Raw genomic sequence first — 14196 nt, 5'->3', positions numbered from 1 at the left:
CGGCACCCGCTAGCAGGAGGAACCCGCCGTGGCACGCCCCCCAGGGCCGGACCGCCCGTTGTACGTGCGTATCGCGATGTCGCTCAAGAGCCGCATCCTGGCCGGGCACCACCCTCCCGGGCAGCGGCTGCCCAGCGAGGACGACCTCGCCGCGGCCATGTCGGCCAGCCGCAGCACCGTTCGCCAGGCGCTGGGCGAACTCCGCGACACCGGGTACGTCGTCAGCCGCCGCGGCTCGGGCAGCTACGTCGCCGACCCCCTGCCCATCGAGCCGCTGTCCCCCCGGTCGGGGCCGGTCTACACCGGCTTCCTCGACGACTTGGACAACGAGGCCCACCACGTCCGCGAACGCGCCCGCGTCCAGGACACCCTCCGTGCCGACCAGGCCCTGGCCGCGCGCTTGAAGATCCCGGTGGGCGCACCCGTGGTCCGCTACCGCGCCACCAGGCTCCGCAACGGCGTCCCTTACGGCATCGCGACGGACATCGTCCCGCAGGCCGTGGCCGACCGCATCACCGCCGATGTCCTCGCGGCCGGCCCCACCCTCGTCGACGCGCTGACGCTGGCGCGAAGGCGGGTCGCCGAAAGCCTGCAACGCGTCGAACCCGCCCTGCTGGACGCCGAGGACGCCGAACGGTGCGGGGCGTCCTCAGGCGACCCCGCACTGGCCATCACCGGCATCGCCTACGACGCCGACCGCGTCCCCGTCGACGCCTACACCCTGACGGTCATCGCGGGTTACGGCATCGGTCTCCACCTCACCCGCGTCGAACCGGCCCCATGAGCCCCGGGACCGTCGAGGCGGCAGGCGGAAGCGAGAGGCCGAGTTCGGTGTGCAGGGCCTCCAGCACGCGCAGTTCACAGTCCGGTCCGGTGTCCTCCGGGCGGAACAGCCTGGCGGGGTCCAGGGCCTCGGGTATCGCGCCGGAGCGCTGGATCTCCGTACCCCGCACCATGAACGCATAGAGTTCCGCGCCCTGTTCGGCCACCGACAGGTGGAACACGGCCGGGTGCTCGCCCGGGGACGAGCGTCTCGGGTCGCGCCGCACCACCACCGCGCGACCGCCCGAGGAGGCGGCCGGAGCGGGTTACGGGCGACCGCCCCGGCCGAGACCGTGAACCCCGCCCGCACGCCGTCCTGGCGACGCCACCGGACGCCGTTCCCCACCGAGGGCGCGGGTCAGTGCCGCCCGCGCGGCGCTCCGTACCAGCGCCAGTCCTTCCGGCGAGGACGGGCGGGCGTTTCGAGGCGTCCGGTAGCCCACAGGAGCGTGGACGAGGCGCTGTCCGCGAGGGTCACGTCGGGGAAGAGCCGGGCGAGTACGCGCTTGCTCAGGTCCTCCGGTGGGTCCCCGTCGCGCTGCAGCCCGCGAGCGATGTCGTGGGTGTGCACGAGGGTCTCGACGACGCCCATGGCCGCGAACCCTTCCGGGTCGGAGGCGCCGAAGACGTGCGGGGCGAGCGCGGTGGGCGCGGCGCTGTCCACGACGGTCGCCAGCAGTCCGCCGCACGCCTCGACGACGGTCAGCAGGCCCTCCGGCCCCGCCGCCGGGTCGCCGAAGATGACGTTGGCCGGCCCTCGGGGGCGATCGGTGGAAGTACGCAGGGGTACGCGCGGGACGCCGCCCGGGTGCGCGAGCCCGAAGCGCAGCGCATAGGTGAGCAGGTCGTCCGCGAGATGCTCCAGGGTCTCCCAGCACGTCCACTCCAGCTGGCCGGCGGCTGCCTGCCACTGGGTGGAGGGGGCGCCGGAAAGAGTGGCGACACAGTGCGCGACAGCCGCGCGAACATGCTCGCCACTGACCCGGATCTGCGGGTGCGGAATGCGTCATCCGCGCAGGCTACTGGTGGCCGTCCCACGCCCGGTCGGCCACCCGCGCCCCGTAAGTCGCCGCCGGAGCCCGGCAGGCGCCCCGGGTGGATCCGGGAGTCGCCGGACGCCCACCCGGGCATGGCGACCCGTCCACGGAATATACCCCCGGGGGTACTGGTGTTACGGTGGTGACAGATACCCCCAGGGGTAATTTCCCCCGCGAAAGGAGCGTCCGCGTGTTCTTCGTCGACACCATCGAGCTGGCAGGGCTCGGCAACCGCAGCTACCTGGCCGGCGGCGAGAACGCCGCGGTGGCGGTGGACCCGCCGCGCGACATCGACCAGGTCCTGGCGGCAGCCGCCCGGCGTGGTGTGCGGATCTCCCACGTGGTGGAGACCCACGTGCACAACGACTACGTCACCGGCGGCCTCGAACTCGCCCGCATCACCGGCGCCCAGTACCTCGTACCGGCCGACGCGAACGTCTCGTTCGCCCGCATACCGGTCGCCGACGGCGACACCGTGGAGATCGACCCCGGCAGCCGGGTGGCGCTGGCCGCGCTGGCGACCCCGGGCCACACCCCGCACCACACCTCCTACGTGCTGCGGGAGGCGGGCCGGCCGGTGGCCGTGTTCACCGGAGGGTCGCTGCTGATCGGCACGGTAGGCCGGCCGGACCTGGTCGAGCCGCGGCTGACCGAGCGCCTGGCCCGCGCCCAGCACGCCTCCGCCCACCGCCTGGCCGCCGGCCTGCCGGACGAGACGGCGGTGCTGCCCACCCACGGCTTCGGCAGCTTCTGCTCCTCGGCCCAGTCCGAGGGCGACCGGACCACCATCGGCAAGGAGAAGGCCACCAACACCGCACTCACCGTCGACGTCGACACCTTCGTCGCCGACCTGCTGGCCGGGTTGGAGGACGTACCGGCCTACTACGTGCACATGGGCCCGGCCAACGCGGCGGGCCCCGACCCGGTCGACCTGACCCCGCCCGCGCTCGCCGACGCCGCCGAGATCGCCGCACGCCTGGCGGCCGGCGAATGGGTGGTCGACCTGCGCAGCCGCGTCGCGTTCGCCGAGGGGCACGTCGCGGGCTCGTTCAACTTCGAGGCGGACGGCAAGATCGCCACCTACCTGGCCTGGATGATCCCCTGGGGCAAGCCGGTCACCCTGCTCGCCGAATCGGCCGAGCAGCTCGCGGCCGCCCAGCGCGAACTCGTGCGGGTGGGCATCGACCGCCCGGCCGCCGCCGCGACCGGTGGCCCCGACGCCTGGCTCCCCCGGGGCGAGAAGCCCGCCTCCTTCCCCCGCTCCACGTTCGCCGGGCTCGCCGCACGCGGCACCGATGACGTGGTGGTCCTGGACGTCCGCCGTGATTCCGAGCGCGCGCAGGGCTGGATCGAGGGCTCGGCGCACATCCCCCTCCACCAACTCCACGGCCGCCTCGGCGAAGTGCCGCCCGGGACGGTGTGGGTGCACTGCGCCGGCGGCATGCGCGCCGCGATCGCCGCGTCCCTGCTGGACGCGACCGGCCGGGACGTCGTCGCCGTCGACGACGGTTTCGACGCCGCCGCCGATGCCGGCCTGCCCCTGACCACCGGCTGACCCACCCGCCGCACGACACAGAAGAAGGAGAGGGCAGAGCGCCATGTTCCGCTTCCGCCGAAACCAGCCCCGCGTCACCGTGGAAGAAGCCCGCAGCCGCGTCAGCGGCGCCACCCCGGCGGCGGTCCTGCTCGACGTGCGCGAGAAGCCCGAATGGAACGCCGGGCACGCCCCCGGCGCGGTGCACGCCCCGCTGTCCGGGCTCGTCGCCGGCGGCGCCCTGCCCGCCGAGGCGGCGGGCAGGCCGCTGGTGGTGATCTGCCGCAGCGGACACCGCTCCCGGCAGGCGGCCGAACTCCTCGGCCGGCGCGGCGAGCGGGCCGTGGACGTCAGGGGCGGCATGAACGCGTGGGCCGCCGCCGGATACCCGGTCGGCGTCGAACGCGGGAACAGCGGTCGGATAGCGTGACCGCCCTCGTCATCGCCGTCCTCGCCGGGGCCGTCATCGGTCTCGCCCTCGGAGCCCTGGGAGGCGGCGGCAGCGTCCTGGCCGTGCCCGCCCTGATCTACCTGCTCGGCTTCACCCCGGCAGCGGCCACCACTGCCAGCCTGATCATCGTGGCCGCCACCTCCGCCACCGCCCTGTACGCCCACGCACAGGACGGGAATGTCGCCTGGAAGACCGGTTCGCTGTTCGCCGCAGCCGGTTTCGTCCCCGCCTATCTCACGGGAGCAGCCGCCGGCCGCGTGCCGGAAGCGGTCCTGACCGTCGCGTTCTCCGTGATCGCCGCGCTGGCGGCGGCGCGCATGTTCCGTCCGGCCGCCGCCCGGCCACCGGCGCGGATACGGCCGGGCAAGGCGGCGGGGGCGGGCGCCGGCCTCGGCGCGGTGACCGGCTTCCTCGGCGTCGGCGGAGGGTTCCTCGCCGTCCCGGCCCTGGTGGGCGTCCTGGGCCTGACCATGCGGCGGGCGGTGGGAACCAGTCTGCTCGTCATCACGGTCAACTCACTCGCCGCACTGATCGCCCGCGCGGGAAGCGGCGGCGGACTCGACTGGGCGCTGATCGGACCGTTCACCGGGGCGGCGATCCTCGGCGCCTGGGACGGCAAACGCCTCGCGGCCAAGGTCTCCGGCGGCAGCCTGCAGAAGGCGTTCGCCGGCGTGCTCCTGGCGGTGGCCGTGTTCATGCTCATCGACGTGATCGCATGAACACGGCGGCCCCCCTCAGGCCAGGGACAGGAACAGCTTCTCCAGCCGGGCCCGCATCTCGTCCCGGTCGCCGGTCGCCTGCCCGCCCTCGGCCATGCAGTGCTGCAGGCCGGTCGCGATGATCGCGAAACCGGCCCGGTCCAGCGCACGGGAGACCGCCGCGAGCTGCGTGATCACGTCCTCGCAGTCCCGGCCCTCCTCGATCATCTTGATGATTCCCGCGATCTGCCCCTGGGCCCGCCGCAGCCGGTTCAGCACCGACTTCAGATCGTCGGCCGCCATCTCCAATGCCATCGTCAACCTCCATAAATACCCCTAGGGGTATCATACCGGGTGCGGACACCCGACCCCAGGGTCACCACGGAAGGACCATCCCGCACATGACCACCCCCACCGCCCTCCTCCCCTCCCAGGCCGCCGCCCGTCTCGACGCCTACGTCGTCATCGACGTGCGCACCCCCGGCGAATACGCCACCGGCCACCTCCCCGGCGCCCACAACATCCCCCTCGACCACCTGCACACCGCCCTGCCGGCCCTCAAGGCCGCAGCCGCCCGCGGCGAACTCCTCATGGTCTGCGCCAGCGGCAACCGCTCCGCCACCGCCTGCACCGAACTCGCCGCCGCCGACATCCCCGCCGGCACCCTCACCGGCGGCACCACCGCCTGGGCCGGCGAAGGCCACCCGCTCCACCGCCCCGAGGGCGCCCGGGCCGTCTGGCCCATGGAACGCCAGGTCCGCCTCGCCGCCGGATCCCTCGTCGTCCTCGGTCTCGCCGCCGGCACCCGCTGGCGCCCCGCCCGCTGGCTGTCCGCCGCCGTCGGCACCGGCCTGGTCTTCTCCGCCGCAACCAACACCTGCGGTATGGCCGCCGTCCTCGCCAAACTCCCCCACAACCAGCCCCGCACCACCGACCTCGACGCCACCCTGCACGCCCTGCAGCACTGACCCGGGGCTCATCGAGGCACTGAACCGGTACCGCGCAACGGGCCGCCCGCGCTCGCGGGGCGGCCCTGCGGCCCTGCGGCTACGGCCACTCCCGCAGCGCGTGGCCGCCGGCGAGGGCGCCGACGAACAGGGACGGGGGCGGCCCTCCGCGTCCGGCCGGGCCGTTGCCCGGCCCGACGGATGTCCGGGTTCACTCGATGCGGTGATCACCGATGCGGAATACCGACGTCGCGGAGACCGGCCACACCGCCCCGGAGGGCCTCGCAGCAGCGGAACCCCGGCATCCCGTCCGGCGACCCCAGGCGCACCGCGCGGCATTCCCGGCGAGCACTTTACGCACCGTCGGAATTACGCTTCGTGACTATGCGGGTTGAGTCGCCGACGCGAAGCAGCCGCTCCGGTCCGTGGGCCGGAGCGGTGGCCGTCGTGTTGCTGACCACGCTCCTGCACATCCTGGGGTGCGCACACGGCCCGACCGCGGCCCCCGCCCTCCGCGCCGACCTCCCGTCGTACGCGTCATCCGCCACCGGCGACCGACTCGTTGCGGACGGGCACCGGGGGACCGCACCCGGGCGCGGTGCACCCGCCCCCGACCGGGAAACCCATTGCTGCGCCCTGGACCAGCCGACCGTCCAGGCATCGCGTGAAGACGACCTGGCCGCGTCGGCCCTCGTCGCAGCCGTGCCGTCCGGCTCCGCCGGCCTCCACCCGGGCATCCCACCATCCGCGCCTCACCCCGCCCGCGCGCGGTCCACAACGGTGCCGGGCGGAGCGACGCGGGCCCTGCTCGGCGTGTGGCGGAACTGATCGCCCCCGCGCGGTCCCCACTCCCGGCGGACCGCACGACGAACGATCGCCTCCGCTCCCTTCCTCACCCACCGGCCGGCTGCCCTCACCGCGCCGTCCGCAGGAGAAGCACGCCATGAACCACCCGCTCCGCACCACTTCGCCCGTTCCTCCGGCCCAGTCCCCGGCCGAGGCCAGACACCCCCTGCACACCCCCGCCGGCCTGGTCGGCGACACCCCCGTCCTGTGGATCGGGGAACCCTTCACCGCCGCGGGCCGCGGCTTCTGGGCCAAGCTCGAAGGCCACAACCCCGGCGGCATCAAGGACCGCACCGCCCTGCACATGGTCCGCGCCGCCCTGGAGCGAGCGCAGCTCCGACCCGGCGCCCGCATCATCGAGTCGACCTCCGGCACCCTGGGACTCGGCCTGGCCCTGGCCGGCGCGGCCTACGGCCATCCGGTCACCGTGGTGACCGACCCCGGCATGGAACCGCTGATGACCGGGCTGCTCGCCGCACACGGCACCGAGGTCGACGTGGTTGCCGCGCCCCACCGGGACGGCGGTTGGCAGGCGGCCCGCCGACAGCGCGTCGAGGAACTCCTCGCCGCCCACCCGGACGCCTGGTCCCCGGACCAGTACAACAACCCCGACAACGTCGCGGCCTACGCCCCACTGGCCCACGAACTCGTCGCGCAGCTCGGCCGCATCGACACCCTCGTCGTCTCCGTCGGCACCGGCGGCCACTCCGCCGGCATCGGCTCGGTGCTGCGCGGGCACTCCCCGCACCTGCGCGTCGTCGGGGTCGACACCACCGGCTCGACGATCTTCGGTCAGCCCGCGGCCCCCCGCCTCATGCGCGGCCTCGGCTCCAGCATCCACCCGCGCAACGTCGCCTACGGCCTCTTCGACGAGGTCCACTGGGTGGCCGCCCCGGAAGCGGTGTGGGCGGCCCGCCGCCTGGCCCGCGAGCACTACGCCACCGGCGGCTGGAGCGTCGGAGCCGTCGCGCTGGTCGCCCGCTGGCTGGCCAGCACGCTGCCCCCGGAGAACCGGATCGTCGCCGTCTTCCCCGACGGGCCGCAACGCTACGTCGGCACGGTCTTCGACAACGCCTACTGCCGCAGCAACAACCTGCTCGGGCGCCCGCCGGCCGACGCCCCCGACGAGATCGACGACCCCCGGGAGCGCACCGTCACCCGCTGGACCCGCTGTACGCGCGTCACCGCCCCCCTCGCCCGCCCCGAAGGCCACGACCTCGTGGGAGCCGCCCGATGAAGCACCTGTGGCAGCAGACCCGGTCCTTCCCGCCCGCCGCGCGACTGCTGATGGCCAACCAGTTCGCCATCAACCTCGCCTTCTACATGCTCATGCCGTACCTCGCCGCCCATCTGTCCCACGGCCTCGGCCTCGCCGCCTGGGCCGTCGGCCTCGTCCTCGGCGTCCGCAACTTCTCCCAGCAGGGCATGTTCCTCATCGGCGGCACCCTCGCCGACCGCCTCGGCCACAAGATCCCCATCATGGCCGGATGCCTGCTGCGCACCCTGGGCTTCGGCCTGCTCGGCTGGGTCGACGACCTGCCCACCCTGCTCGTGGCCTCCGCCGCGACGGGGTTCGCCGGCGCCCTGTTCAACCCGGCGGTCCGCGCCTACCTCGCCGCCGAAGCCGGCGAACGCCGGGTGGACGCCTTCGCCACCTTCAACGTCTACTACCAGGCCGGCATGCTGCTCGGCCCGCTCGTCGGACTCGCCCTGCTGGCCACCGACTTCCAGCTCGTGTGCACGGTCGCGGCCGGCATCTTCGCCCTCCTCACCCTGCTGCAGTGGCGTGCGCTCCCGGCGCATCGCCCACACGGGCGGGACAGCAGGCGGGACAGTGTGCTCACCCAGTGGCGCAGCGTCGTGGCCAACCGGCCGTTCCTGCTCTTCTCCGCCGCGATGATCGGCTCCTACGTGCTGACCTTCCAGGTCTACCTCGCCCTGCCGCTCGCCGCGACCGACGCCCTCGGAACCAAGGGCACCACGGTCACCAGTGGGCTGTTCGTCGTCTCGGCCGCGGTCGCCGTGGTGGGCCAACTGCGGCTCACCCGTTGGGCCAAGGACCGCTGGCAGCCCAGTGACGCCCTCGTCCGCGGCCTGACCGCGATGGGGCTCGCGTTCGTGCCGCTCGCCCTCAGCCCACGCGGCTCCGCAACCGCCGTGCTCATCTCCCTGGTGCTGGCCGTGGTCCTGCTCGCTGCCGGATCCGCGATCGTCTACCCCTTCGAGATGGACACGGTCGTCGCCCTGTCCGGCAACCGCCTGGTCGCCACCCACTACGGCCTCTACAACACCGTCTCCGGACTGGGCATCACCCTGGGCAACCTCGGCACGGGCGCGCTCTGGGACTTCGCCGGGCGCCAGCACGCCACATGGCTGACCTGGGCGGCCCTGACGGCCACCGGGACGGCCTGTGCCGCGGCGGTCGCCGCCCTCGCCCGAACCGGACACCTCACCGCCCCGCAGCCCCAGCCCGCCGCAGCGTAGGCCGCGGCTCCGGGCGGCCCGCCGTACGGCGCGGGCCGCCCGGAGCCGCGGGGCGGGAAGCGGGCAATATCAGGGGATGGGATCGGCGGGCCCCAGTCGATGGCTGAACGCCCGCTCGAACCGCGTCCACCCCTGGGCCCCGATGAACACCGTGGCCCAGGAGCCGTCCACGAAACCGACCTCGTACGTCCCCGGCTTCACATCGCGCCGGTTCCGCACCCGCGGCGATCCCCCCAGCCGGCCGTCACGGCGCCGGATCCGGACGTTCCGCCGGCAGGTCGTCGGTCGTCGCATAGAGTGCCGTCGCGAGGGTGTCCCGGTTGTTCGTCAGAGAACGACCTTGGGCGCCCTCTTTCTCGTCTCCGCGGGCCCGCTGCAATCGATCATCCAGCGAGTCCTACCGGTCACCGGTACACCAGAAAGGATCGCGGCATGTCCAGCGACCGTCTCATGCGCATCCACAGCGCCGAGTTCCAGTCCATGGCCGAGAGGGTCCGGGAGGTCACCGAGCTCACCTCCCGCCTGAACGTCCTGCCCTTCGAGGACAAGGCGGGCAAGGCGGAACTGTTCGAGCAGATCCTCGGCAAGCCGCTGCCGCCGCGGGTCACGATCTATCCGCCCTTCTACACGGACCACGGCCTCCATCTCGACCTCGCCGAGCGCGTGTTCATCAACCAGAACTGCACGTTCCTGGACTACGCCGGCATCCGGCTCGGCGAACGCGTGATGATCGGCCCGAAGGTCACGTTCATCACCAGCGGCCACCCGGTCGATCCCGAGGAGCGGCGGCTGTACCTCACCGGCGCGCCCATCGACGTCGCGGAGAACGTGTGGATCGGTGCCGGTGCCACCATCCTGCCCGGCGTCACCATCGGCCGTGATGCCGTGGTCGCCGCCGGCGCGGTCGTGGCCGACGACGTGCCACCGGCAAGCCTGGTGACCGGCGGCAAGGCAACCGTGAACCGGCGGTGGTGACGACCGCCCCGAGGCAACCGGATCCGGTCCAGAGGGGCTGGACGCCCTCCGCCCGCTCACCCCGTACGCTCACCGGCCCCGTGGAACGGATCATCTAGTACACCGGCAGCGCCAGCAGTGTCGCGTGGTTGAGGACGAAGAGGCGGTTGCCGCCGGCGGCGATGGACCGGGGTTGGCCGCCGGAGAGGGGGTACGTCTGGGGGTGGCCCTCTCCCGAGCGGGGCATACCGGTCACTCCGGTCTCCTCGCTCTCCACGATCCAGGCGCCGTTGCCCTGGACGACCGGGGGCAGCCACGGCGGGACGACGCCGGCGACCATCACCGGGGCGGTGGCCTGGCTGCCGTCGGAGTGCACCGAGCGCATCGCGTCGCAGTCCAGCGCGTAGACCACGCCGCCCGCCACGGTGGGCGGTCCCCAGCCGCCGGCGCCGCGCCTGGGCGGGCGTATCGGGTCCAGGGACCACAGTTGGCGGCCGCCGGCGACTTCCACCCCGACCAGGGTGCGGCCGCCGAGGTAGACGGTGCCGCCGTCGACGGCGGGGCGCAGCGCTCCGTCGGCCTGACCCCTGCGGACCCAGGCTCGGGCGCCGTTGTCGGCGCGGACCGCGGCCACGTCGCCGGTCTGCGTGCACAGCACCAGGTGGCCGGAGCCGAGCGCGGCGACGGGGTGACCGCCGGACAGCGCCAACGGGGGCTGCCGGGTCCAGCGCACCTTCCCGTCGGTGCCGACGCAGCGCAGCCGCCCGTCGGTGGTGAGCAGGTAGACGGCGTGGGCGTCCGCGGCCAGCAGGGCGGCCGCCTGCGCGTCCACCGTCCACCGGGGCGATCCGGTGGCGGCGACCCAGGTGCGCAGTGTTCCCCCGCCGTCGGCGGTGGCCACCAGGCGGTCCCCGATCGAGAGGTAGCCGGCGGCGGCCTTGGCGTCGCGGACCCGCCACCGTTCCCGGCCGTCGGTGACCCGGCGTGCCGCGATGCCGCCGCCGGCGGCGCCGAACACCACCACGTCGCGCACCGGCAGCGGAGCCGGCGACCCGGCGTCGGCGACGTCCTGGAGGGGGCCCCACAGCGGCGTGGGGGTGCCGGCGGCGGAGCCCAGCGACGCGGCCTGCACCTGGGCGGCGGGCGGGATGTCGAAGGGGTCGGGCGGGGGGTCGGCGCGGTTGAGCCACCAGGCGGTGCCGCCCGCCCCGGCCAGCAGCGCCCCGCCGCCCGCGGCGGCGACCAGCAGCCGCCGCCGGGTGAGGCCGGGTCCGCCGCCGGGCGCGGCGGACCCGGCGGCGGGCGGAGGACCGGCCGACTGGGACGTCAGGCGCCGTGCCACCGCCTCCCGTTGCCGGATCTCGTCCCCCAGCCGACCCGACTTCCACAGCTTCCCGGGCTGCCTCGGGGGCGCCGCGGCGTCGGCGACCTGGCCGGGCTGCGGGCGGGCCGCCGGGTCCTTGGCGAAGCAGGGCGTGAGGAGGTACCGCAGGGCCTCGGGCACGGCCGCCAGGTCGGGTTCGCCGTGTACGACCTCGTACAGGACGGCCGTGATCTCGGCGCCGGTGTACGCCGGCCGGCCGGCCGCGGCGAAGGCGAGGACGGCGCCGAGGGAGAAGACGTCGGCCGCCGGTCCGACGCGCTGTCCGAGGACCTGTTCCGGCGCGCCGTAGCCGGGGGTGACCGGGATCTGTCCGGTGCGGGTGAGGGTCAGGCCGTGTTCGGGGCGGGCGATGCCGAAGTCGATCAGGCGGGGGCCGCCCGAGGTGAGGACGACGTTGGGAGGCTTCACGTCCCGGTGGACGAGTCCCGTGGCGTGCACGTCCTGGAGCGTGCGGGCCAGTGACCGCGCCAACTCCCGCACGGCGGCGTCGTCGAGCGGGCCGAAGCGGGTGACGGCGTCGTCCAGCGTGGGTCCGGCCAGGAACTCGGTGGCGATCCACGGCCGGCCGCCCTCCAACTCGGCTGCCAGGACGCGTGCGACGCCCTCGCTGGTCACGGCCTGCGCGGTCCGCGCCTCGCGGAGGAAACGCTCGGCCAGGTGCCCGTCGTGGGCGAGTTCCGGCAGCAGGACCTTCACCGCGGCGGGGCGTCCGGAGGCGTCCACGCCGAAGTACACCTTGCCCATGCCGCCCTCGCCGAGGACGCCGTGGAGGCGGTAGGGGCCCAGGCGCAGCGGGTCTCCCTGGCCGAGGGGTTTCACGGGTGGTCGTCTCCTGGATGGTGAGGGGCGGTGGGTCAGGCGAGCGGGAGGGCGACGGTCCGCTTCTCCTGGCGGACGTACAGGTGGCTGGTCTCGGCGTCGGCGGTCAGGACGACGGGGGTGGCCTCGTAGGTCCAGACGGCCTGGTGGGCCTTGAGGTCGACGGCGCGTACGCCCTTGTCGTCGGCGCAGTAGGCGTACCGCTTGCCGACCGCCACGGCCACATCCCGCAGGGTCTTCCTGCCGGACAGCCCCTTCTCCTGCCAGTTGAGCGTGCCGGAGAGGGCGTCGACGGCGAGCAGTCCGCGGTCCGCCTCGGTGCAGTAGACGACGCCGTCCTGGACGACGGGCGCGCCGTAGCGGCGCTCCTCCCCCGCGCTGCCGCCGGTGTCCCGCCCCATGCCGAAGAGCCACGCCAGCCCGCCGTCGGACAGGCGGCGGGCGGTGAGGCTCTCCGCGCCCGTGTAGATGTTGCGGTCGTCGACGACCAGCCGGGTCGGGGGTGCGCCCGCGAACGTCTCGGACAGGTGCCACAGTTGGCGGCCGTCGGCCTTGTCGTGCACGGACAGCCGGAGGAACTTCGAGCCCTGCGCCGGGCCGCCGCACAGCACCACCCGGGACCCCGCCACGGTGCCGCACAGCGCGGGCGGGGTGCCCTCGGCCTGCGGCCCGTCCACCGGGCTGCGCCAGCGTTCCTTGGCCGTGCCCAGGTCGGCCGCGACCAGGTACCAGCGCCCGCCGGAGGCGGCCTTGGCCACCAGGTAGGCGACGCCGTCGGCCACGCACAGCAGTTGGTTGAACTTCTCCTTGCCGGCGAACGCGGACAGTTCCACCAGGGGCTTGCCCAGTTGCCCGTCGGTCTGCGCGACCTCGCACACCGCCAGCGACGCCCCGTCCTCGGCCCCGCGCAGGGCGTAGATCCGGGTCCCGTCGGTCGCCGACCGGTAGGTCTCCTCGATGTTCGCCTGCCACATCGCGCTGCCCGATTCGGCGTTGACGCCGCACAGCACGATGCCAGCGCGCATGGCCAGGTTGCGGCCCACCGGCATCACCTCGCCGCCGGACTCCGGGCACCACAGGGCGGCGCTCCACACCACGGCAGGCGGCTTCGGCCGCTCGACGGCGTCCTTCTTCGGGGTGTCGTCCCCACCGCCGCCGGAGTCTCCGAACAGGGCCCAGCCCCCGCCACCGAGGAGCCCGCCCCCCAGGAGGGCGCCGCCGGCCACGGTCAGCAGCCGCCGCCGGGAGACCCCCGGCGCGGCGGCCGGCTCGGCCCGCGGCGCCTCCGTGGGCGCCGGCGGCGGCAGGCGGTGCGGGGGCTCGCGCCACACCTCGTCGCTGCGCCGGGCGATCTCCCGCAGCACCCCGTCGGGCAGCAGCTCCGCGAAGTCGCCGGGTGCGGCCGGGGCGTGACCGGCACCGATCAGTGCGGTCCGCAGCTCGGCGGTGGACGGGCGGAGCGCGGGATCCTTGGCCAGGCAGCGGGCGAGCAGGGGGCGCAGCGCCTCGGGGACCCGGCCGAGCTCCGGTTCGCCGAACCGGACGCGGTACAGCAGGTCGGTGGGGGCCCCGCCGCCGAACGGGCCGACGCCGGTGGCGGCGAAGACCAGCACCCCCGCCAGCGCGAACACATCGCCCGCCGCCGCGTGTTCCAGGCCCGCCGCCTGCTCGGGCGACATGAACGCCGGTGTTCCCACGGCACTGCCGACGCTGGTGAGGTGCTCGTCGCCGAAGGCCCGGGCGATGCCGAAGTCGATGATCCGCGGGCCCTGCGCCGTCACCAGCACGTTGGACGGCTTCAGGTCGCGGTGCACCACCTCCGAGCGGTGGAGCTGCTCCAACCCGGCGGCGAGCGCGGCGCCCAGGGCGCGGACGGCCGGCTCCGGCAGCGGCCCGCCCGCCTCGACGGCGGCATCGAGCGGCGGGCCGAGGACGTACTCCGTCGCCAGCCACGGGGTAGGCGCCTGGGGATCGGCGTCGACGACCACCGCGCCGTGCTCGGAGCCGATGACGCGTGCCGCGTCCGCCTCCAGCCGGAACCGGGTGCGCAGCGTGGTGTCCGAGGCGAGGCGGGTGTGCAGCGTCTTCACCGCGACCGTGCGGCCACCCGCCGAACGGGCCAGGTAGACGGTGCCCATGCCGCCCCCGCCGAGGCGGGCGAGGATCCGGAACGGGCCGACGGTGTGCGGATCGTCGTGCAGAAGTGGGGAGATCATGGCC

At 74.4% G+C, this 14196-nt stretch carries 15 protein-coding genes; 9 read left to right on the top strand and 6 right to left on the bottom strand.

Features of this window, described 5'->3' with window-relative positions:
- Nucleotides 1–28: 28 nt before the first annotated feature.
- Nucleotides 29–784 (top strand): GntR family transcriptional regulator, encoded by a 756-nt coding sequence (locus CG747_RS19390; RefSeq protein WP_146022106.1) that lies wholly within the window; start codon nt 29–31, stop codon nt 782–784.
- Here the strand turns inward: CG747_RS19390 and CG747_RS19385 are convergent.
- Entirely contained in the window at nt 759–1004 is a 246-nt protein-coding gene (locus CG747_RS19385) for a hypothetical protein (RefSeq protein WP_374701789.1), read from the bottom strand. The genes CG747_RS19390 and CG747_RS19385 overlap by 26 nt on opposite strands.
- Before the next feature lie 176 nt (nt 1005–1180).
- Complete coding sequence (locus tag CG747_RS19380; protein ID WP_257980553.1) at nt 1181–1810, bottom strand: maleylpyruvate isomerase N-terminal domain-containing protein; 630 nt, start codon at nt 1808–1810, stop codon at nt 1181–1183.
- Between the two features lie 239 nt (nt 1811–2049).
- On the opposite strand from CG747_RS19380, the gene CG747_RS19375 reads away from it, so the two are divergent.
- From CG747_RS19375 to CG747_RS19365, 3 genes are read left to right on the top strand one after another with little or no spacing between them, the layout of a single operon-like run.
- Nucleotides 2050–3414 (top strand): MBL fold metallo-hydrolase, encoded by a 1365-nt coding sequence (locus CG747_RS19375; RefSeq protein WP_100603021.1) that lies wholly within the window; start codon nt 2050–2052, stop codon nt 3412–3414.
- Nucleotides 3415–3457: 43 nt separating this feature from the next.
- Nucleotides 3458–3823 carry a rhodanese-like domain-containing protein gene (locus CG747_RS19370; protein WP_100603020.1) on the top strand — a complete coding sequence of 122 codons (366 nt, stop codon included), beginning with the start codon at nt 3458–3460 and terminating at the stop codon, nt 3821–3823.
- The gene (locus tag CG747_RS19365) at nt 3820–4563 is read left to right on the top strand and encodes a sulfite exporter TauE/SafE family protein (RefSeq protein WP_100603019.1); all 744 of its coding nucleotides are present in this window, start codon (nt 3820–3822) and stop codon (nt 4561–4563) included. Before CG747_RS19370 ends, CG747_RS19365 begins: the two co-directional genes overlap by 4 nt.
- Nucleotides 4564–4578: 15 nt before the next feature.
- Here the strand turns inward: CG747_RS19365 and CG747_RS19360 are convergent, their stop codons facing one another.
- Entirely contained in the window at nt 4579–4857 is a 279-nt protein-coding gene (locus CG747_RS19360; RefSeq protein ID WP_100603018.1) for a metal-sensitive transcriptional regulator, read from the bottom strand.
- A gap of 86 nt (nt 4858–4943) precedes the next feature.
- On the opposite strand from CG747_RS19360, the gene CG747_RS19355 reads away from it, so the two are divergent.
- The 4 genes from CG747_RS19355 (at nt 4944) to CG747_RS19340 (ending at nt 8819) form a co-directional block, all read left to right on the top strand.
- Complete coding sequence (locus tag CG747_RS19355; protein WP_100603017.1) at nt 4944–5510, top strand: rhodanese-like domain-containing protein; 567 nt, start codon at nt 4944–4946, stop codon at nt 5508–5510.
- 426 nt (nt 5511–5936) lie between these two features.
- Nucleotides 5937–6317 (top strand): hypothetical protein, encoded by a 381-nt coding sequence (locus CG747_RS19350; protein ID WP_146022105.1) that lies wholly within the window; start codon nt 5937–5939, stop codon nt 6315–6317.
- 115 nt (nt 6318–6432) lie between these two features.
- Nucleotides 6433–7572: a PLP-dependent cysteine synthase family protein gene (locus CG747_RS19345; RefSeq protein WP_100603015.1), complete on the top strand. Its 1140-nt coding sequence runs from the start codon at nt 6433–6435 to the stop codon at nt 7570–7572.
- Nucleotides 7569–8819: an MFS transporter gene (locus CG747_RS19340; protein WP_100603014.1), complete on the top strand. Its 1251-nt coding sequence runs from the start codon at nt 7569–7571 to the stop codon at nt 8817–8819. The genes CG747_RS19345 and CG747_RS19340 overlap by 4 nt, the downstream gene beginning before the upstream one ends.
- Before the next feature lie 69 nt (nt 8820–8888).
- Here the strand turns inward: CG747_RS19340 and CG747_RS48090 are convergent, their stop codons facing one another.
- Nucleotides 8889–9038: a hypothetical protein gene (locus CG747_RS48090; protein ID WP_180985605.1), complete on the bottom strand. Its 150-nt coding sequence runs from the start codon at nt 9036–9038 to the stop codon at nt 8889–8891.
- Nucleotides 9039–9251: 213 nt separating this feature from the next.
- Between CG747_RS48090 and CG747_RS19335 the strand changes: the two genes are divergently transcribed.
- On the top strand, nt 9252–9794 hold the full coding sequence (locus CG747_RS19335; protein WP_180985604.1) for a DapH/DapD/GlmU-related protein: 543 nt from the start codon (nt 9252–9254) through the stop codon (nt 9792–9794).
- 94 nt (nt 9795–9888) lie between these two features.
- Here CG747_RS19335 and CG747_RS19330 read toward each other — a convergent pair whose 3' ends face one another.
- Nucleotides 9889–11976 carry a protein kinase gene (locus CG747_RS19330; protein WP_100603013.1) on the bottom strand — a complete coding sequence of 696 codons (2088 nt, stop codon included), beginning with the start codon at nt 11974–11976 and terminating at the stop codon, nt 9889–9891.
- 35 nt (nt 11977–12011) lie between these two features.
- A complete protein-coding gene (locus CG747_RS19325) occupies nt 12012–14192 on the bottom strand; it encodes a protein kinase (RefSeq protein ID WP_100603012.1) in 2181 nt (726 codons plus the stop codon).
- Between the last annotated feature and the right edge of the window lie 4 nt (nt 14193–14196).

The sequence above is a fragment of the Streptomyces sp. CB02959 genome (assembly GCF_002803155.1).
Taxonomy (GTDB): Bacteria; Actinomycetota; Actinomycetes; order Streptomycetales; family Streptomycetaceae; genus Streptomyces.
Note: the sequence above shows the minus strand (reverse complement) of the source record. Positions and strands in the feature narration are given on the sequence as shown.